The sequence below is a fragment of the Comamonas sp. 7D-2 genome (assembly GCF_022749555.1).
Taxonomy (GTDB): Bacteria; Pseudomonadota; Gammaproteobacteria; order Burkholderiales; family Burkholderiaceae_C; genus Comamonas; species Comamonas thiooxydans.
This window is the reverse complement of record NZ_CP094238.1, coordinates 1,095,172-1,114,806: the sequence shown is the minus strand read 5'-3', so window position 1 is coordinate 1,114,806 and position 19,635 is coordinate 1,095,172. Positions and strand designations below refer to the sequence as shown.

General features: G+C 64.6%; 13 protein-coding genes and 1 pseudogene. 3 read left to right on the top strand and 11 right to left on the bottom strand.

The window, feature by feature from the left end:
* Positions 1-16 precede the first annotated feature (16 nt).
* On the top strand, positions 17-787 hold the full coding sequence (gene lldR, locus MPZ60_RS05040; protein WP_034353291.1) for a transcriptional regulator LldR: 771 nt from the start codon (positions 17-19) through the stop codon (positions 785-787).
* On the top strand, positions 784-1,920 hold the full coding sequence (gene lldD, locus MPZ60_RS05035) for an FMN-dependent L-lactate dehydrogenase LldD (protein ID WP_034353288.1): 1,137 nt from the start codon (positions 784-786) through the stop codon (positions 1,918-1,920). The genes lldR and lldD overlap by 4 nt, the downstream gene beginning before the upstream one ends.
* 40 nt (positions 1,921-1,960) lie before the next feature.
* On the opposite strand, the pseudogene MPZ60_RS05030 reads toward lldD, so the two are convergent.
* A pseudogene (locus MPZ60_RS05030) lies at positions 1,961-2,849 on the bottom strand (EamA family transporter).
* Positions 2,846-3,466, bottom strand: coding sequence for a nitroreductase family protein (locus tag MPZ60_RS05025; RefSeq protein WP_034353286.1), 621 nt, complete (start codon positions 3,464-3,466; stop codon positions 2,846-2,848). Before MPZ60_RS05025 ends, MPZ60_RS05030 begins: the two are co-directional and overlap by 4 nt.
* Positions 3,467-3,546: 80 nt before the next feature.
* Here MPZ60_RS05025 and MPZ60_RS05020 point away from each other — a divergent pair, with 80 nt between their 5' ends.
* On the top strand, positions 3,547-4,440 hold the full coding sequence (locus MPZ60_RS05020; protein WP_034353283.1) for a LysR family transcriptional regulator: 894 nt from the start codon (positions 3,547-3,549) through the stop codon (positions 4,438-4,440).
* A 27-nt stretch (positions 4,441-4,467) separates the two neighbouring features.
* Here the strand turns inward: MPZ60_RS05020 and pbpC are convergent, their stop codons facing one another.
* From pbpC to MPZ60_RS04975, 9 genes are all read right to left on the bottom strand, one after another.
* Positions 4,468-6,846: a penicillin-binding protein 1C gene (gene pbpC, locus MPZ60_RS05015; RefSeq protein ID WP_242881912.1), complete on the bottom strand. Its 2,379-nt coding sequence runs from the start codon at positions 6,844-6,846 to the stop codon at positions 4,468-4,470.
* Between the two features lie 168 nt (positions 6,847-7,014).
* The gene (locus MPZ60_RS05010) at positions 7,015-7,572 is read right to left on the bottom strand and encodes an HdeD family acid-resistance protein (RefSeq protein WP_012837236.1); all 558 of its coding nucleotides are present in this window, start codon (positions 7,570-7,572) and stop codon (positions 7,015-7,017) included.
* A 106-nt stretch (positions 7,573-7,678) separates the two neighbouring features.
* The gene (locus MPZ60_RS05005) at positions 7,679-8,554 is read right to left on the bottom strand and encodes an endonuclease/exonuclease/phosphatase family protein (RefSeq protein WP_034353453.1); all 876 of its coding nucleotides are present in this window, start codon (positions 8,552-8,554) and stop codon (positions 7,679-7,681) included.
* Between the two features lie 66 nt (positions 8,555-8,620).
* A complete protein-coding gene (locus tag MPZ60_RS05000) occupies positions 8,621-9,007 on the bottom strand; it encodes a VOC family protein (protein ID WP_034353277.1) in 387 nt (128 codons plus the stop codon).
* A 34-nt stretch (positions 9,008-9,041) separates the two neighbouring features.
* Positions 9,042-9,908, bottom strand: coding sequence for a carbohydrate ABC transporter permease (locus tag MPZ60_RS04995; protein WP_034353274.1), 867 nt, complete (start codon positions 9,906-9,908; stop codon positions 9,042-9,044).
* Positions 9,905-10,825, bottom strand: coding sequence for a carbohydrate ABC transporter permease (locus MPZ60_RS04990; protein ID WP_052057584.1), 921 nt, complete (start codon positions 10,823-10,825; stop codon positions 9,905-9,907). Before MPZ60_RS04990 ends, MPZ60_RS04995 begins: the two co-directional genes overlap by 4 nt.
* Positions 10,826-10,860: 35 nt before the next feature.
* On the bottom strand, positions 10,861-12,150 hold the full coding sequence (locus MPZ60_RS04985) for an ABC transporter substrate-binding protein (protein WP_034353271.1): 1,290 nt from the start codon (positions 12,148-12,150) through the stop codon (positions 10,861-10,863).
* 46 nt (positions 12,151-12,196) lie between these two features.
* Positions 12,197-13,318 (bottom strand): ABC transporter ATP-binding protein, encoded by a 1,122-nt coding sequence (locus MPZ60_RS04980; RefSeq protein WP_034353268.1) that lies wholly within the window; start codon positions 13,316-13,318, stop codon positions 12,197-12,199.
* 230 nt (positions 13,319-13,548) lie between these two features.
* Positions 13,549-19,560, bottom strand: a complete 6,012-nt coding sequence (locus MPZ60_RS04975) for an alpha-2-macroglobulin (protein WP_034353265.1) — start codon at positions 19,558-19,560, stop codon at positions 13,549-13,551.
* Positions 19,561-19,635 lie beyond the last annotated feature (75 nt).

The following is a 19,635-nucleotide window of genomic DNA, read 5'->3' as shown; positions in this document are numbered from 1 at the left end:
ACTCCTGCCCGACCCCATGCCCGCCATCCGCCTGTCCGACCGCGTTGCCCAGCAGCTGCTGGAGCTGATCCAGAGCACCCAGCTCCAGAGCGGCGCAAAGCTGCCGACCGAGCGGGCGCTGGCCGAGCAGCTGGGGGTCTCGCGCACGGCGCTGCGCGAGGCCATACAGAAGCTGGCCAGCCGCGGCGTGCTCGAAAGCCGCGTGGGCGCCGGCACCTTTGTCGGCTCGCGCGTGCCGCTGTGGCACGAGCAGGCCGTCGCACCGCTGGAATCCTTGCTGCGCGACGACCCCCAGTATCGCTACGACGTGCTGGAAGCACGCCAGGCGCTCGAGCTCAGCACCGCCTGGTATGCGGCCCAGCGTGCCACCGACAAGGACAGGGACCGCATCCGCCACTGCTTTGACGACATGCTGCGCCACCAGCAGGCGCGCGATGCCGCCAGCGCGGCCCGCTCCGATGCGCAGTTCCATCTGGCAATTGCCGAGGCTTCGCACAACGCCGTGCTGGTGCAGCTCATGGGCAGCCTCTTCGAGCTGGTGCTTGGCACCGTGGCCCAGAACCGGCGCCTGATGTTCGTGCATGATGATCTCTCGACGCTGGAGCATCTGACTGCGCAGCACCGCAATCTCATGCAGGCCATTGTCGACGGCGAGCCGGAGCAGGCCAGAAGCGCTATCGGCCAGCACCTAGCCTATGTTCACGAAAAGCTGTCCGAGTCGGATGCCGAGGCGGCCCGACGCAAGCGGCTGGATCGTTTTTCCTCTTCCTCCGCCATTTTTTCATGATCATCTCCTCTACCACCGACTACCGCGCGGCTGCGCAAAAGCGCCTGCCGCCCTTTCTATTCCACTACCTCGACGGCGGTGCCTATGCCGAGAAGACGCTGGCCCGCAATGTCGACGACCTGGCCGACGTGGCCCTGCGCCAGCGCGTGCTCAAGGACATGAGCCAGCTGGACACCAGCATCGAGCTGTTCGGCGAGAAGTTCTCGATTCCCGTGGCGCTGGCTCCCGTGGGGCTGACCGGAATGTTCGCCCGCCGTGGCGAAGTACAGGCCGCCATGGCCGCTGATAAAAAGGGCATCCCCTTCACCATGTCCAGCGTCTCGGTCTGCCCCATCGAGGAAGTCGCGCCCAGGCTGGGCCGCCCGATGTGGTTCCAGCTCTATGTGCTCAAGGACCGGGGCTTTATGAAGAACGCGCTGGAGCGAGCCCAGGCCGCCGGCGTCTCCACCCTGGTCTTCACCGTGGACATGCCCGTGCCTGGCGCCCGCTACCGCGATGCGCATTCGGGCATGAGCGGCCCCAACGCCGCCATGCGCCGCTACCTGCAGGCCGTGACCCATCCGCACTGGGCCGTGGACGTGGGCTTGATGGGGCGCCCGCACACGCTGGGCAATATCTCCACCTACAAGGGCCAAAACGTCTCGCTTGAAGACTATATGGGCTATCTGGGCGCGAACTTCGACCCCTCGATCTCATGGTCGGACCTGGAGTGGATCCGCGACTTCTGGAAGGGTCCCATGCTCATCAAGGGCATCCTCGACCCCGAGGACGCCAGGGATGCGGTGCGCTTCGGCGCTGACGGCATCATCGTCTCCAACCACGGCGGGCGCCAGCTCGACGGCGTGCTCTCCTCGGCACGCGCCCTGCCTGCCATTGCCGATGCCGTCAAGGGCCAGATCAAGATCCTGGCCGACTCGGGCGTTCGCAACGGCCTGGACATCGTGCGCCTGCTGGCCCTTGGAGCAGACTGCACCATGATAGGCCGCGCCTTCGTCTACGCGCTGGCTGCAGAAGGCGAAGCCGGCGTGACCAACCTGCTGAACCTGCTCGAAAAGGAAATGCGCGTGGCCATGACGCTGACCAGCGTCAAGAAGGTCTCGGAGATCACTGGCGATCTGCTGGTACGGGACTGATCCCGCACAGGCTCCGGTTCAGGGCCGGGCCTTGCGGGGATCAGCGCGCCGCACCCTTCTGCCCCAGCCAGATGCCGCCCAGGACCAGGGCCACGCCCGCCATCTGCACGCTCGTCAGCGTCTGGCCCAGGAACACCCACCCCAGCAAAATCGCCGTCAGCGGACTCAGAAAACCCAGCGGCGCCACCATGTTCGGCTCCAGCCGGGCAATGCCGCGAAACCACAGCACATAGGTCAACGCCGCGCCCACCAGACCCAGCCAGGCCAGTCCGATCAGATGGCCCGGTGTGGGCGCCGGAAAATCCGGTCCGGCCCACAGCGCCACCGGCAGCAGCAACACTCCGCCGGCCGTGAGCTGCCAGGCGGTGAAGGTCAGCAGCGGTACGGGAGGACGCCACTTGCGCGTGAGCACCGTGCCGCAGGCCATGGAAAGCGCTGCTGCCAGGCCTGCCGCAATCCCCATAGCATCCAGCCTCACACCAGGCGTGAGCACCAGCAAGGCCACACCCGCCACACCGGCCAGGGCTCCCAGCACCGAGGCCGGCCGCAGCGCGCTGCCCAGCACCCAGGCCGCAAGAAACACCACCACCAGCGGCTGCACGGCCCCGACGGTGGCGGCCGCCCCTCCCGGCAGGCGGCAGGCGGTAGGCCGAGACGAACAGCATGCTCCAGAACACCGAGAAATTGAGTGCTCCCAGGATGAACACCCGCAACCACCACATGCCCTGCGGCAGACGCCGTGCAAATGCCAGCAACAACAGGCCTGCGGGCAGCGCGCGCAGCAAGGCCACGGTCATCGCGGGCACCTGCGGCAGCAGCTGCGTAGTGACGATATAGCTGCTGCCCCAGATGGCGGGCGCCAGCCCTGTCAGCAGCAGATCCCATGCCCGGGTCTGCCCCGGTGTTCGCACCGCTTGCCGGGAGCTCATGCGAACTCCAGCACCTGCTCCAGCGGCCGGCGCGGCTTCTGCGGCCAGTTGCCGGCTGCTGCACGGCCCACGGTGACAAGCATCACTGGAACCTCCTCGCTCGCCAGACCGAAGCTCGATGTCACGCCTTCGGCGTCGAAGCCCGTCATCGCACAGGACGCCAGACCCATGGCCTGCGCCGCATGCATCAGCGTCATGGCGCCAAAGCTGGCCGAGCGCAGGGCCTCGTCGCGCACCGCCTGCGCGCTGGCGTACTGCTGCTGCGCGGCCTGCAGCCATCCCTGCGCCATGGCGGCAGGCATGAAGCCCCCGTCCACAAAGGGCTGCAGCCGTTCGGCCAGCGCCTCGGGGTCGGCCAGCACGCCGCAGACGATGAAGCAGACGGCCGCCTCCTGCACCTTGGCCTGATCCTGGGCCAGGGCGCGCAGCCTGGCTTTCGCTGCGGGCGTGCGCACGGCGATAAAGCGCCAGTTCTGAAGGTTGTAGGCCGTGGGTGCACGCGTGGCCAGTTGAACCAGCCGCGCTATCTCGGCATCGGCCAGGCTGTGGGAGTCATCGAAGCGGTTGGCCGAGATGCGCTGCTCGATGAGAGCGAGTGTGGGGTGAGGGGTAGTCATGGCATGACTGTAGATAATTCACCCTGAATTGATAATTGGCTTTTATAAAAATAAACCATTCACCAACAGAGAAGAATCGCATGGACCGACTGACCGCCTTGCAAGTCTTTCATCGCGTCGCGCAGCGCGGCAGCTTTGCCGAGGCGGGCCGCAGCCTGGGCCTGTCGCCAGCCGCGATCAGCAAAAACATCGCCGAGCTGGAGGCCCATGTGGGCACGCGCCTGATCCAGCGCACCACACGGCGCATGGCGCTGACGGAGGAAGGCCGCCTGTATCTCGAGCATGTCACGCGGGCGCTGGATGCGCTGGCCGATGCCGACTCGGCGCTATGCCCCTTCAAGGCCGCGCCCAGCGGCCTGCTCAAGGTCAGCGCACCCATGACATTCACGCTGACGCAGATGTCTTCCGCCATCCCCGCCTTCCTGGAGCGCTACCCCGAGCTGCAGCTGGACCTGCACCTGGACGATCGGCGCGTCGACATCGTGCGCGAAGGCTTCGATCTGGCCATACGCGGCAGTGACCGGCTCGAGGACTCCTCGCTGATCGCGCGTCCGCTGACAAGCATGTCGCATGTGCTGTGCGCCACTCCCGGCTATTTCGAAAAGCGCGGCCGCCCGCACACGCCTGCCGACCTCAACGGCCTGGAGCACATACGCTTCAGTCTCTCGGGCCATGCGGATGCCTGGGAATTCGAGCAAGGCGGGCACATGGAGAGCGTGGCAGTCAACGCGCGCTATTCGGTGTCCTCAAGCCTGGCAGTGCGCGACGCACTGCGCGCGGGCTTTGGCGTCAGCCTGATCCCGCGGCCCTATGTCGAGGAAGACCTGCGCACGGGCCGGCTGCAGGCCGTCCTGGAGGACTGGAGCACGGTGAAGACCACGCTCTATGCGATTTATCCGTCACGCCAGCATGTGACGCCCAAGCTGCGCGCGCTGCTGGACTTTCTGGTCGCGCAGTTCGATTCCGGCAACTGAGCGTCTGGCCGGTTCACCGGCCGGCCTTCAGCGCCGGCGTTGACTCTGGATATGTTCCGGCCCGGCCACCAGGGCGCCGGCACCGCGCACCTCGAGCGCAATGCTGTCCAGCACCTTGCCGGAGGCATCGAGCAGCTCCAGCCTGTGACGCCCCGGCCAGGGCAGCCAGCCCAGCTGACTACCGCGCCCCAGCTCGCGCTGAACTTCTCGCATCACGGGTTGGGCGTTCTTGTCTGCTGTGGCCGGCGCTCCATATTGCCGGGTCACCAGCCGCCAGCGCAAGCTGCTGTCGCGCCAGTCCTGCTCGGCCGCCATGCCGGCCTGGCGCGCCACCAGCTGCACGCGCTGGCTGTCGGGTGGAATATCGGGGTCCAGCGCCAAAATGGTGCCATTGGCCGGGCGCGAGATACGTACAGCGGCCGCAGCCGCGGCACTGCCGGACTTGCTGGCTTTTTGCCTTGCAAGGTTTTTCTGTTCCGTGCCGCCAGCCACGTGATCCATGGCAAACAGTGATTGCTCGGTCCCTGCCACAAACCATTCGCCGCGTGCACTTTCGATAGGCATGCCGCCGCTTGCCAACGCACCGAACTGCACTTGCTGCTGCAGCACGCCGATCGGAGCCCTGGGCGCGCGGCTGGACAGGTTGCGATGCAAAAAGCCCATGATATCGGCCCATATGGGCGCTGCGCCGCTGGTGCCGCTGACCGAATGCATGGCCTCGCCACCCGCATTGCCCACCCAGACGCCCACGGTGTAGCGCTCGGACCAGCCCACGGCCCAGTTGTCGCGCATATCCTTGCTGGTGCCGGTTTTCACGGCCGTCCAGAAGCGCGTGGCCAGCACGCTGTCCGTGCCGAACGTCGGGGCCCGCGCCATATTGTCGGAGAGAATGTCGCCCACGATAAAAGCTGCCCGCGCATCCAGTGCCTGCACCGCGTCGTCGCCGGTTTTGCCGCCGGCCTTGCGGCTTTCAGTCTGAGGCAAGGCCCAGCTCACGGGACGATATTGACCGCTATTGCCCAGTGCCCGATAGGCATTGGTCAGATTGAGCAGCGCGACCTCGCTGCTGCCCAGCGCCAGGCTGAAGCCGTAATAGCCCCCGCTTTCACGCAGCGGCAGACCCAGTTTTTTGAGCTGCTCGAAGAAGGCGTCGGGCGTGACCATGACCAGCGTGCGCACCGCAGGCACATTGAGCGAGGACGCCAGCGCCGTGCGCGCCGACACCCAGCCCTTGAAGCGCCGGTCGTAGTTCTGCGGAATGTAGAGGCCGTTCTGCGTGGAAATATGGGCCGATGAATCCTCGATCAGCGAGGCGGCCGTGATGCGCTTTTCGGCAATCGCCTGGGCGTAGAGAAACGGCTTGAGCGTGGAGCCGGGCTGACGCAGCGCGGTCACGCCATCGACCTCGGACGCCTGGCTCAGCGTTCCTGAGGAGCCCACCCAGGCCAGAATCTCGCCTGTTCGGTTGTCCAGCACCACGGTCGCACCATCTTCTACATTGCGGCCCTGCAGCTCGCGCAGATGCTGCTGCAGGCTGGCCACGGCAAAGCGCTGCAAGGGTGCGCTCAAGGTTGATCGCACCTGCTCCTGCCCCCTGTTCTGGGGCAGCGCCAGCCAGCGCCGTGCGAAATGCGGGGCCACGCCCTCGCTGGCCAGCCATTGACGCCGCTGCAGCACGCTGGAGGTGTAGAGCTGCATGGCCGAGCAATCCCTGGCCGCCACATCATCGGGCACCATCACCTGCAGCACGCCGCAGGCACGCTGGGCCACCCGCTCCACCGAGGCATTGGGTGCCCGCACCAGGGCTGCGGCAATGGCGGCCTCGCGCGCGTCCAGCCCGTGTGCGGCCTTGCCGTACAGGCTTTGCGACAGCGCAGCAATACCCACGATCTCGCCGCGGAACGGCACCAAGTTCAGATAGGCCTCGAGAATTTGGTCCTTGCGCCAGCGCCTGTCCAGCACCTGGGCCGCCACGGCCTGCCCCACCTTCTGCACCACGCTGCGCCCACCCGGTCCCTGACGCCAGTCTCCATCCAGCAGACCGGCGAGCTGCATGGTGATGGTGCTCGCGCCACGCGTGCGTGTGTTCCAGAGGTTGCCCCATGCAGCTGCGGTGACGGCAGCCCAGTCCACGCCGCTGTGCTCGTAGAAACGCTTGTCCTCGCTGAGCACCAGGGCCGTGCGCAGTGCCGGCGAAACATCGGCCAGAGCCACCCAGGGTCCGCGGCGCACCGTGCTGTCGGTGCGCAAACGCTGCAGCACCTCGCCTTCGCGCGAAAGCAGCAGGGTCTCCGACGAGCGATGGTCGCTGCGCACCTCGTCATAGCTGGGCACGGCTTGGCTGCTGGCGGCAAGACCCAGCCACAAGGCGGCCGTCATGCCAACGGCTCGCCAGGACGGCTTCATTCTCGAGGGCTGGAAATACCGCTGCATGCCTTGTTTCATGTCTTTGTGCGCTGTTGAAAGTCAGCAGGCATTGTCCCAAAGATGGCATGGCAAACTGTCCGCTCAGACAAGCGGCAATAAAAAAGCGGCTCCAGCGAGCCGCTTTTTTCCGGAACCACCGCCTTTTCTTCAGGCCGTGAACTTCTTGATCTTGAACGCCAGTATCACCATCAGCACGCCAAAGATGACGGCATAGGTCGCCAGCACCCACAGCATGGCCATCATGCCCGCGCCGGGTTGCATCAGCACGAAGATGCCGAAAAGCACCGAGAGCAGCCCCCCGAGCACCAGCACCCATTCGCCTTGAATTTCCTTGCGCAGACGCAGCGCCGCGACGATCTGCAGCACACCGGTCATCAAGGCCCAGACGCCGATATAGATAGTCAGAACCAGCGCAGTAATCGCAGGGTTGATGACCGTGAGCACCCCCACCACCACACCCGTCAGCCCCCACAGCAAAACCACCCACCAGTGGCGCGACTGCTGGCGGCTCTTGATGGCGGTGTAGATGCCTAGCAGGCCGTCGACAAACACATAGGCGCCAAACACCAGCACCAGCGCGGCGGCGGACGCCGCGGGCTGCATCCAGGTCAGCACGCCAAAGATGATGGCGGCGGCGCCGCGCAGCAACAGCACCCACCAGCTACGGTGCAACATGATGGACATGGACGGAATTTCTACAGGCATGAAGACTCCTCTCTTTTAGAACGTGTTTACGTTCTCAGGGTTTCACAACAGTGCGACTTGCGTGGCAGCTCGTCTTTTGAATCCAGCTCCGAACCTAGCAACAAGCTCAGCCCAGCGTCAACATCACAGGCTGGTGGTCAGACGCCTGTGTGGCGCTGTCGACACTCCAAGTGTGCACTCTCTGACACAAGCTGTCGCTGACCCATATCAAGTCACATGCCCCGGGCTCTGCTCCCCAGGTTCGATCCACCAGTCTGAAGGTCGGAGGCTGCGGTTGTCCGGGATACAGCACATCCCAGCTATTGCGCCACTGCCCAGCCTGCAGACAGCCTTCCTCACCAGTAGCCCAAGGTGCGGACAGAACGGCATATTCGGGCTCGTGCGGCTCGAAGTTGAAATCCCCGCAAAGCACGGCATGACGGGTATGCGGCTTGGTTTGATAGGGCGAGCCATCGCTGGCCGGCTGTGGCGGGGCATCCGCCAGCGCACAGGCCTGCATCTGCAGGGCACGCAGTGCGCCGGCCTGCGCCATGCGCTGACGCGTCGAGAAATATTCGAGATGCGTGGTCATGATGCGCACCGGCCCCAGCGCCGCGTCATCGACCGTGACCACGGAACACATGCGCTGCATGCAGCGCATATCGGCTTCTGCCGGCATGGGCAGCAGATAGTGCTGAACCAGCAGCACCGGCAGCCGCGTGGCAATCAGATTGCCAAAACGCTGATGTCCACTGGACGTGAACTCATCGACCGATGCGCCAAAGAAAATCTGCCAGCCCGGCAACAGCGCCTTCAGCTCGGCCAACTGGTCGCCGGGCCTTCCTTGCAGATCGGGGTAGTTGACGGCGATTTCCTGCAGGCACAGCACATCCAGACCGCCGGACTGCTCGCCCATTTGCAGCGCGTGGCGCACGATGCGTTCCACACTGACCAGTCCATCCATGCCGCAGCACCATTGCACATTCCAGGTCAGGATATTCATCTTGTCGCGTCTTTCCAGATTGAAAGTGGCTGAAGCCCCGGCAGCCACCATTTTTACAGCAGCTGATCAGGCCAAGTTCTCGCGCAACTGGAACACATTGCCTTCCTTGTCCATGGCATTGCAGGCCGCAAAGCCAGGACCTTGCCAACGCTCGTCAAACACCTGTCCGCCCAGCGCCTGTGCAGCGCTTTCGGCTTCGGCAATCGCCGGCACGGTGACGAAGAACTTGAGCGCCACATCGGCACGGCGCTGCGGTGGCGTGCCGATCTTGACCCGCGCCGCAATCTCGGCAGGCAGGGCGTGAATCACCAGTTGCAGGGCTGCGGACTCCAGCACGATGACGTGCGCATCTTCATGCAGTCGCCGCATGCCCAGAACCCGCTCATAGAAGCCTGCCAGACTCTGGAAATCCTTGGCATAAATCAGCACACCAGCAGCAGCGGGACCGGGCATCGTCAACTCCTCAAATGGTTTGACTGTATCCCAGTCACTTGATGCCTGCGCGCATGAAGCTTTGCACGAACTGGCGCTGGAACAGCAGGAATGCAATAAGCAGCGGCCCTGAAGTCATCAGTGTGGCGGCGCAGATAGTCGACCATTCCACGCCCGATTCCACGCTGGAGAAAACCTGCAGGCCCACGGTGAGCGGACGCGACTGCACGCTGTTGGTGATGATCAGAGGCCAGAGAAAATTATTCCAGTGAAAGCTCACCGAAACCAGCGTAAATGCCGTGTAGACCGGCCTGGCCAGCGGTACGTAGACACGCCAGAGAATCTGCAGCGTGCTCGCACCTTCCACGCGCGCGGCTTCGTCCAGCTCGCGGGGTATGCCCATAAAGGTCTGGCGCAGCAAAAAGATGGCAAAGGCCGAGGCGAAATACGGCAGACCTATGCCCGCCAGAGTATCGACCGCTCCCAGCCCGGACATGGTCTGATAGTTCGCCACCAGCAGAATGTCCGGCATGATCATCAGCTGTATCAGCACCAGCGCAAACGCCACATTGCTGCCGCGAAAGCGCAAGCGTGCAAAGGCAAATGCAGCCAGCGTGGACAGCAGCAGCTGCACCGCCAGAATCAAGGCCACCAGCAAGATGGTGTTGAGAAAATAGCGCGCAAACGGCGCGGCTTCCCAGGCATGGCGGAAGTTCTGCAGCGTCCAGGGCGCGGACAGATCCAGGCGCGTGGACGCATCGGAGGGGTGAAACGCCGTCCAGACAGCATAGGCCAGCGGCAGCAGCCACAGCAGCGCCAGCGTCCAGGCGGCCAGGGTGTCCAGCCATGAAGCGCCATAAAAGCTCACGCCCTGGCTCTCCCGGGCGCTCCTGCGCCCTGGCAGAAATGAAGCAGCTGTCATTGATAGTGCACCTTTTTGTCCAGCACAAAGAACTGGAACAGTGCCACGGCAGCCAGCACCAAAACCAGCACCACGGTGATGGCCGCGGCATAGCCGGTGTCCCAGAATTTGAAGCCCACTTCGTAGAGGTGATAGAGCAGCAGCGTGGAGGCATTGTCCGGCCCGCCACGTGTGAGGATGAACACATGGTCCACGAGCCGGAAGGCATTGATCACGGCGTTGACCAGGATGAACAGCGTGGTCGGCATGAGCAGCGGCCACTGCACGCGGCGCAGGAAATACCAGCGCGATGCGCCTTCGATGACCGCTGCCTCCTTGAGGCTGGGGTTGAGCGTCTGCAGCGCGGCCAGATAGAAGATCATGAAAAAGCCGGCCTCCTTCCACACGGCCACCAGCGTGATGCAGGCCAGGGCCGTGGACGGATCGCCCAGCCAGTTGTGCGCGTCCAGGCCCAGTGCGCCGCGCAACTGCTCCAGCAGTCCGTACTGAGGCGTGTAGAAGAACAGCCAGATATTGGCCACGGCAATCATGGGCAGCACCGTGGGCGTGAAATAGGCCATGCGCAGCAAGGCCCGCCCCGCGAGCTTCTCGTTGACCCACAGCGCCATCAGCAAGGCCAGCCCCATGGACAGCGGAATGGTGGCAGCGGCAAACCAGAGGTTGTTGCGCACGGCCTGCCAGAAGACGGGATCATCGACCATGAGCGCATAGTTTTCCAGCCCCACCCATTCGCCGGGCTGGCCGCCGCGACCCGTGGCATGCAGGCTGTCGATCAACGTGGACAAGGCCGGCCAATGTGTAAAGCCCGACAGCAGCACCAGCGCCGGCATGAGCAGCAGCCAGGCATGCACGGCCTGCTTTCGCGCTGCGGCCTGCGCCAGCCTGCGGGCGGTCCTGGATGGCAAGGGCGCAGACATGACGCCCTTGTCGGTTTCAAGCGCCGGACTGCTCATTACTTGTAGCGACGCAGAATGCGCTCGGATTCCTTCTGCGCGTCGTCCATGGCCTGGGCTGCGGTCTTGGTGCCGTTCAGGGCCGCCTGAATCGCATCGTTGAGCACCTTGGTCACGCGCTGGTTCTCATGGGTGGAATACTCGGCCACCGACACCGGCAATTGATCGCGCGCCACCAGTGCCTGGGGAAATTCCTGGCCGTACTTCTTGAGTGCGGGAGTCTCGTAGGCTGCAGGCGAGACCGCCACATAGCCGCTGTCCATGCTCCACTGCGCGGCACGCTCTGGCTGGGTCACCCATTTGGCAAACTCGAACGCAGCCTGCTGCTGCTGCCTGGGCGCATTCTTGAAGATGTAGAAATTGCCCCCGCCCGTGGGCGAGCCCTTGCGGACATTGCCGGCGATCTGGCCCACGCCGAAGTCGAACTTGGCATTGGCACGGATATTGGTGAGATTGCCCGTGGTCGTCACGATGATGGCGGCCTTCTTTTCCATGAAGTCCCTGGGCGTCGTGCCCCACTCCACCACACCTGCCGGGTGCACGCCGTCCTTGACCAGGCCGACCCAGAAGTTCAGCGCTTCCACCACCTTGGGGTGGTTGAGCATGACGCGGGTGCCGGACTCGTTGGCCAGCAGCACATCATTGGGCGTGGTCAGGGTCTGCAGCATCCAGTAGCCAAAGCCTGTGGACGGAATCTGGATGCCGTATTGCACGACCTTGCCGCTGGCGTCCTTCTTGGTCAGCTTGTGGGCTGCCTCCTTGAGTTCCTTCCAGTTCTGGGGCGCCTTGTCGGGGTTCAGACCAGCCTCCTTGAAAGCTTCCTTGTTGTAGTACATCACCACGGTGGAGCGCTGAAAGGGCACGCCCCAGGTCTTTCCACCGGTCTGGCTGTTGGCCATGAAGGCCGGATAAAAGCCCTTGAGCCAGGCCTTGTCGGCATCGGTCTTCACGAAGTCGTCAATGGGCGCAATCGCGCCCTCGTCCATCAGCGTGAACATATCGGTAGACAGCAGCACCGAAGTCGCAGGCGCCTTGCCGGCCTTGTGCGCCGTCAGCGCCTTGACGATGGTTTCCTGATAGGTGCCGGCATAGATGGGTGTGATCTTGTATTGCGGATGAGCCTTGTTGAAGTCCGCCGCATAACCGTCTATCACCTTGGTGATGGGGCCGCCCACGGCCACGGGATAATAGAAAGGCACTTCCAGCGGGGACTGCGCAAGAGCAGTGCCCGCCAGGCCAAGGCCGGCGGCAGCGGCGATCACGCCATGAACAAAGGTTTGACGACGCATGGGAATCTCTCCTCGGGAATTGCAGACAATGGAAAACACCGGCGGCTCAGGCTGCGGCCAGCAAGGAGCGGGCGGATTCCACCGCCTGCCCGCAAACATGAATGCGCCCGCCCTGCGCATCGAACCAATGCGCAGCCTGCTGCGGCCAGTACAGGATCACGCCTTGTCCAGGCCGCAGATCTGCATGGGCATGGCCGGGCACACGCGCCGTCAGCAGCTCGCTGCCCACCAGGCAGCGCAGCACCAGATCGGCACCCAGATATTCAAAGCCCTGCACGGTGGCCGCAATGCCGTTGCCCAGACGCTCGTTGCCGCCGTCGGCATCACCTGCCACGGCAATCACCTCGGGCCGCACGCCCAGCGCCTGCGGGTAGGCGCTGCCAGCCACCAGATCCGGGGCCACGACCACATCGCTGCCTGCAATCCGGTTGCCCTGCAGGGCCACGATGTTCATGGCGGGCGTGCCGATAAAGCGCGCGGCAAACGTGGTGGCGGGCTTGGCATAGATCTCGCGCGGCCCGGCCGCCTGTTCCACCTGGCCCTTGTTGAGCAGCACCACCTGATCGGCCATGCTCATGGCCTCGGCCTGATCGTGGGTCACATAGACCACGGTGAGGCCCAGACGCTGCTGCAGCTCGCGCAGCTCGGCGCGCATTTCCTGGCGCAGCTGGGCATCGAGATTGGATAGCGGCTCGTCCATCAGACAGACCCTGGCCTGCGCCACCAGCGCACGGCCCAGCGCCACGCGTTGCTGCTGGCCGCCCGAGAGTTGCCCGGGCCGGCGCTCCAGCAGTGCCGTCAGCCCCAGCAGCTCGGCCGTTTGCTCAAGACGCTGCTCGCGCTCGGCCTTGCCAAGCTTGCGTACCCGCAGACCGAACTGAATGTTGTCGGCCACGCTCAGATGCGGGAACAGCGCATAGTTCTGAAACACCATGGCAATGCCGCGCTCTGCGGGCGGCAGATGGGTGACGTCGCGACCATCGATGTGCACCGACCCCGAGGTGGGAATGTCCAGCCCGGCAATCATTCGCAAGGTGGTGGATTTGCCGCAGCCCGAAGGGCCGAGCAAGACGCAAAACGAGCCTGGTTCAATGCGCAGATTCACGGCATGCAGGGCCGTGGCGTCACCCCAGGATTTGGCGACGTTCTCCAGCTCGATCAAAGACATCACACCAGTCTAGAAAGACTGGATGACAGCCGCGTGTCAACCCGGATCCAACTAAATAAAAACAGGAGCTTCTGGCGCCTGCTATTGATTGATCTCAGATAGAAATGATCTTGAATCATCCTTTTTCAATGCGAAAGCAGCTTCAATATCCATAGCATCAGTGCATGAAAAAAGCCCCGACTGCTTGCGCAGACCGGGGCTTGTCGTACGGCGGGGAAACCGCTGAAGGCTTACTTGGGCATCACCACCTTGAGCTTGGCGTTGGGAATCTCGCCAAACATCTCGGGCGCATACAGCGCTTCGGCACGCGTGGGCGGCAGGGCGAATTCACCGGCGTTGTTCAGGCGCACGGTGTATTCGACCTTGGTCGTCCCTGCGGGCAGGTACTGGTAGTAGGCACGGTAGGACTCGAAGCTGCGCTCCTCATAGGCCAGCCAGCCGGCCCCCTCCTGCTTCTCGCCCTTGGATGCGATCTCGGAATCGCGGCCCAGGCCGCCACCCAGAATGGTCGCCCCCGTGGGGACGGGATCGGTGATGGCCACCCAGGTCATATCGGTCTTGGCCTGCACCTCCAGCGTCACGCGCAGCACATCGCCGCGCGTGTACTGGCCGCCACCAAACATGCCCTTGTCCGCCTGCTCCACGGGCGTGACGGTCTTCTTGATGGTGTAGCCGGCGCTGAAAGGCGCCTTCAGGGCCACGGCCGCCACGGACTGCACGGTCAGCCAGGGCTTGCCCGTGCCTTGCTGCGTCACGCTCAGCTGGCCCTTGCCAGCCTTGGCCCAGGGCATGAACATGGTGTTGTTCATCAGGCCACCGGCACGCACGGGCTCGCCGAAGACGCTGTTGGAATGGGCCGTGCCCTGCGCATCCTCGGACGTGGCACGCCTGACCTCGGCCCAGTTCACCTTGGCCTCGTTGCCGTTCATGCTGGCCACGGTACTGCCGGCCACGGGCTCGGACTCGAACTTCTGCGAGAAGCGGCGCAGGGCCAGAGCTCCCCAGAGGTTGGCCGTGGTCGTGTTCCAGGCACCGGACTGCTGGCGTGCGATAAAGCCGCTGACCAGGCGCGGCATGTCTTCGGCCCATGCCGGGTCGTTGATGGTCGCGAGGATCAGGCGTGCCAGATTCACGTCAGGGCCCTGCATCAGCCACCACCAGCCATCGTCCTGATCGGTCGAGAAGCCGGCACGCGTGCCGTTGTAGGTCAGGCGGGCACGCAGAATCTGAATGGCCTGGGCCAGGCGCTCATCGCGCTGCGGCGCATCGCTCATGCGCTGCAGCAGCATCACCCAGTCGATGACCGTGTGCGTGGGCCACTGGTTGGGCGTGGCATTGATGCTGTCGAGCATGCGCGGCGTGGCCTTGCCCGACAGTGCCAGTGCAGCAATCGCCGCCAGCTTGCGCATTTCCAGATCCTTGCGCGGGCTCCAGAAGTTGCGCTGGATGCGGCCTTCCACAAACGCGATCAGGCCGTCCTCCATGCGCGCACGTTCGGCGGCAGGAATCACGAAGCGCTTGTCAACGCCCTGCGCCATGGCCGACAGGTTCAGCAGATGCGCGGTCAGCGTATCGCTGCCGCGGCTGACCGATCCGTCCTGGGGCGGGAAGTAGTTGGCCAGGCCGTCACCGTCCAGATAGTTGGGCAGCTGGGCCATGGTGCTGCCCCAGAGATCGGCGTTGTTCATGCCGACGGCCTTGCTGGTGGTCTGCTCCAGGCAGGAGTAGGGGTAGCGGGCCCACCAGTCGCGCACGCCGGGCAGACCTTCGGTCAGCTTGGGCACCAGCGACATCTGCAGACCGCCGCGACCGGGCAGTGCGTCGGCGGGCGGATTCACGGGCACGCTATAGCTGCCGTTGACCTGCACCAGCGTGGCCTGCTGCACCGACAGCGGCACGGCGGGCACGATGCGCTGGCTGACCTTGAGCGCATCCTGCGCCGCATCGGCGCCGCCAGCGGTGTCGCGCGCGGAAATCTCCCAGATCAGTGCCTCGGCACGCGTGCCGGAGAGCTGGGCCGGAGCCTTCACATCCCAGGCCACTTCACGCGCCTCGCCGGCGGGAATCTCCACGGTCTGGGCCTTGAGCTCCAGCAGCGTGGCGCGCGGCGTGACCTCCACCTTCATGGCCTTGGCCGAGGTGTTGCGCAGCGTGACCTGGGCGCGGAACTGATCGTCCTCGCGCACCAGGGGCGGCAGGCCGCTGATGATCTGCAGATCCTGCGTGGTGCGGATCGCCGCCTGGCCAGTGCCGAACAGGCTCACGCCCGCATCGGCCACGGCCACCACCTGGAAGGTGGTCAGGGCGTCGTTGAGCGGCACCTCGATCAGCGCCATGCCGTTGCCGTCCAGCACCACATCGGGCTTCCACAGCAGCAGGGTATCGAGCAGTTCGCGCGTAGGGCTGCGGCCACCGCCACCGCCCGCAGGCACGGCCTTCTTGCCGTAGTGGCGCCGGCCGATCACCTCCATCTGGGCCGTTGCCGTCTGCACGCCCCATTCGCGGCGCGTCAGCATGGCATCGAGCAAATTCCAGCTGCTGTTGGGCATCAGCTCCAGCAAGGCCTGGTCCACGGCCGCCAGCGCCACATGAGCACCTGCTGCAGGCTTGCCATCGGGCAGCGTGGCCTTGATGGTGACCTTGGCCGTGCCGCGCACCTTGTAGCTGGACTTGTCCGAGGAAACCTTGACGTCCAGGGTATTGCTCTTCAGGCCCACGCGAATTTCGGACATGCCGAAACGGAAGGCCGGCTTGGAGAGGTCCACCATGGAAGTCGGCGCGATGAATTCCTTGCCGTCATTCCAGAAGGCCCGCCACCACTCCAGCGGCGACTTGAAGCCCCAGGTGAAGAAGCTGTACCAGGGCACTTCCATCAGGCGGCCGCGCAGCGCCAGCACGCTGACATAGGCATTGGGGCCCCAGTTGTCTTCGATCTTGACGTCCACCGTGGGGTTGTCACCCGCCAGCTCCACCACCTGGGTGCTGACGATGCCTTCGCGCTCCACGGCCACCAGCGCCGTGGCGCGGCGGAAAGGCATGCGCACCTGAAAGCGCGCGGTCTCGCCGGGCTCATAGCTCTTGCGCTCGGACAGCACGTCCATGCGGTCATGGTCTTCGCCGCCGAACCAGAGTTCGCCCTGGCCCGTGACCCACACCGAGGTCGCGGCCTGGCTGCTGCGGCCTTCCTTGTCGGCGGCCTTGACGATCAGCTCCACCTCGCCGGGCTGGGACAACTGGGCCTCGCATTGCACAAGGCCATGGCTGTCGCTGGTGCCCGAGCACACGGTGCCCAGATTCTTGAGCGTGGTCTGGTTGTCGTAGCTGTAGAAGCCGCCCACCAGCCGCTTGCGGCTGGAGGTGGTGATGCGCGCCACGGCCTCGACCTTGACGGGCACGCCGGCCTGGGCCTTGCCTGCCGTATCCAGCGTCAGCGCCTGAAAGCGCAGCTTGCGATCCACCGAGATCCAGTTCTCGGAGCGCACGCCTGCCACTACGGCAGCCGGCCAGATGGTGCGCGTGCTGCGCAGGGTCTGCACCTCGCCGTTCGGGTCGGCGTAGGTCGCTTCCATCAGCAACTCGCGCGGCTCGCCGGACTTGGGCAGCTTGTCGATAGCGACCTTGCCCAGACCGTTCTTGTCCAGCGTCACGGGAAGCTTGTCAGCCACGACCTTGGTGTCGTCGGCCGCCGTGCTTTCCTCATCGTCGCTGCTGCCCACGTCCTGGGCACTGCGCGGCGGGTTGAAGCTGAAGCCGTCCCAGCCCGCGAAATCCAGCGATTTGGAGCGCAGCAGAGCCGACACCTTGACCGGCAGATTGGCGGCAGCGCCACCCGAGACATAGTTGATCTGCACTTCGGCAGGCACGCTGCTGACAGCGTAGAGCTGCTCCTTGCCGGCCGGGCCCACACGTCCCTCCATCACCGGAAGGCGGAACTCCTCGACACGGAAGATGCCCGTGCTGAAACTGGAGCGACGGCCGCTGCCATTGGTGTAGCCCAGCTCCACCGCATATTCGCCGAGCTTGGCGGCCTTGGAGATGGGGAACTCGCTGCTCGCGCTGCCATTGGCATTCCAGCTCAGGGCCTGGGTAAAGCGCTGGCCACTGCCCAGATGGGTGATGGTCAGGCGGTCAGGCTTGCCCTGGGTCTGTTCAAAGCCCGTGGAGTTCTTGCCGGGGCCCGTCAGGGCACGCAGAAAGTGCTTCATGGACACGGTTTCGCCGGCACGGAACAGCATGCGGTCAAACACCGTATGCGCGACTTCGTCGCGCTTGCTGCTGGAGCTGGTCGGCACATTGAAGCGCCAGGACTCTATGCCCTTGTTCCAGTTGCTCCAGACAAAAGCCAGTTCCTCGCCAGCCTCGGTCTTGGCACGCGCACTCACGAAATAGGAGTTGCTGCGGTAGTAGCCGTCTTCGTTGCTGCAGGAAGGCGGATTGGGATTGAGGCCGTTGAAGGTCACCAGACCCTGGGCATCACTGACGGCCGAAGCAATCGCCTGACCGTTGCAGTCCGAGACCTGCACCGTGGCGCCTGGCACCACCTTGCCCTTGTCCAGCGTCGTCACCCAGGCCACGGAGTTCTCGCGCCCCAGCTTGAAGTGCACGGCCAGATTGGTCACCAGCACCGAAGTGCGCACATACATGGTGCGGCCCGCTCCATAGCCTTCGTCGAGCAGAGACTGGCCCAGCATGGGCGAGGCGATCTCCACTACCTGGAAGCCCGGGTTCAGCGGAATGCCGACGACCTCGAAGGGGCGCGGGTCGCTCTTGGCCGCCTTGGGCAGCTCCAGCGTCTGGGTCTGGCTCTGGCCGTCCAGCAGCGACAGCATGCGGGTCTGCACCCAGTGCTTGTCGTCGTTGATGACAGGAGGCAAGACCTTTACATCACGCGCGGCGCGCTTGCGCTCCACGCTGTAGCTGTCATAGCGCTCGACCTTTTTGATCCAGGCGATGATGTCGGCGTCCGAGCCGCCCTTCTTGGTACGCACCACGCTGGCGTCCAGCGACTTGCCCAGAAGCTGCGGCTCCACATTGCGCAGCGTCACGGGCAGCAGCGCCGGGCCCTTGGGGCCTTCGGCAAAGCGCTCGACGATGCCGAAGGGCGCGGCGGCAAACTTCACCAGCGGCGGCATATTGCCCGTGGCCGTGGCCAGCGGGAACAGATTGGCATTGCTCAGCGTGCGGCCCGCGGCATCCTTGAACTGCGGCGGCAGCTCCACCACATACTTGGTGTTTGGCTGCATGGTGGCGGGGAAGGTCACGCTGTCCACCAGCGAATCCTCGGCCAGCTTGTCGCCGTTCTGCTCGATGATGGGTGCCACGGCCGAGGCACCGCTCTTGAGGCGTATGCCTTCGATCAGCTTGCGCGGCACCGGCGCGCTGAATGACAGGCGCATGGGGCGGATCGGCAGACAGGCGGCGTTGGCGTTCTCGCGCTCGCAGCTGAAGTCGGCACTGAACGGCTGGCGCACCTGGTACTCGTAGCGCTGCTCGTCCTTGCTGACCAGGCCGTTGGCCATGGCCACGCCCTTGCCATAGACCAGGGTCATCTTGCTGCCCGAGGTCAGGCGGCGGTTGCAGGCCAGCACCGCATAGTTCTGCGGGTTCTTGGCGGCATCCTTGTCCCAGTGGCGCTGCTCGAGCACGGCCTCGCGGTCCTTGCCCTCGATCAGTTGCACGGGAATGCGCTCGCCCACACCTTCGGAGGTACACCAGACGCGCTGCTTGAGGCTGTCGACGGATGCCGCGCCCGTCAGGCGCAGAGCAAAGTACTGCTGCTCGTCCACCTCTTCATAGGTGTCGGGCGCGATGCGGGCCACCTGCGGTCCGCCGGTCTGGAACTGATAGCTGGCTGCGCCCGTCAGGGCCGTACCCGCGACGCTCTTGAACTGAGGGTTGAGCTGGGCCGTGCAACGCACGCCGGCGGGCAGGTTCTGGGCAAAGTCGAAGACCCATTCCTTTTCGCTGTTCCAGCGCCCCGTGCCCTTGGCGGCCTGCGCATTGCTGCACTGCAGATTGACCGGCGCCGCGGCCTTGGGGTCGCCAAAGCGCACGGCTGCCCCATCGAACTGCACCACCACCTGGCCCACCTTGCTTACATCGCCCTGCGGGCTGAACTGGCGCACCCCCACGGCATGGGCCGCCGTGGCCGCCAGGCCCCATAACAGGCCTGCCTTGAGCAGCACGCGCCAATGCGGCGCGATCTGCTCCCTCTTCCTTCCCTCTGCATAAGGCACAGTCATACAGTCACTTCCTTTTGGGGCCGGCGTGGCCGGCCCTGGCTGTTTGAATCTGAAGTCTGGAGTCAGCGACGCAGC

Excerpts from the sequence above, each read along its gene's own strand:
- lldR (WP_034353291.1), top strand. The coding sequence starts at position 17 with ATGCCCGCCATCCGCCTGTCCGACCGCGTTGCCCAGCAGCTGCTGGAG.
- lldD (WP_034353288.1), top strand. The coding sequence starts at position 784 with ATGATCATCTCCTCTACCACCGACTACCGCGCGGCTGCGCAAAAGCGC.
- MPZ60_RS05025 (WP_034353286.1), bottom strand. The coding sequence starts at position 3,466 with ATGACTACCCCTCACCCCACACTCGCTCTCATCGAGCAGCGCATCTCG.
- MPZ60_RS05020 (WP_034353283.1), top strand. The coding sequence starts at position 3,547 with ATGGACCGACTGACCGCCTTGCAAGTCTTTCATCGCGTCGCGCAGCGC.
- pbpC (WP_242881912.1), bottom strand. The coding sequence starts at position 6,846 with ATGAAGCCGTCCTGGCGAGCCGTTGGCATGACGGCCGCCTTGTGGCTG.
- MPZ60_RS05010 (WP_012837236.1), bottom strand. The coding sequence starts at position 7,572 with ATGCCTGTAGAAATTCCGTCCATGTCCATCATGTTGCACCGTAGCTGG.
- MPZ60_RS05005 (WP_034353453.1), bottom strand. The coding sequence starts at position 8,554 with ATGAATATCCTGACCTGGAATGTGCAATGGTGCTGCGGCATGGATGGA.
- MPZ60_RS05000 (WP_034353277.1), bottom strand. The coding sequence starts at position 9,007 with ATGCCCGGTCCCGCTGCTGCTGGTGTGCTGATTTATGCCAAGGATTTC.
- MPZ60_RS04995 (WP_034353274.1), bottom strand. The coding sequence starts at position 9,908 with ATGACAGCTGCTTCATTTCTGCCAGGGCGCAGGAGCGCCCGGGAGAGC.
- MPZ60_RS04990 (WP_052057584.1), bottom strand. The coding sequence starts at position 10,825 with ATGTCTGCGCCCTTGCCATCCAGGACCGCCCGCAGGCTGGCGCAGGCC.
- MPZ60_RS04985 (WP_034353271.1), bottom strand. The coding sequence starts at position 12,150 with ATGCGTCGTCAAACCTTTGTTCATGGCGTGATCGCCGCTGCCGCCGGC.
- MPZ60_RS04980 (WP_034353268.1), bottom strand. The coding sequence starts at position 13,318 with ATGTCTTTGATCGAGCTGGAGAACGTCGCCAAATCCTGGGGTGACGCC.
- MPZ60_RS04975 (WP_034353265.1), bottom strand. The coding sequence starts at position 19,560 with ATGACTGTGCCTTATGCAGAGGGAAGGAAGAGGGAGCAGATCGCGCCG.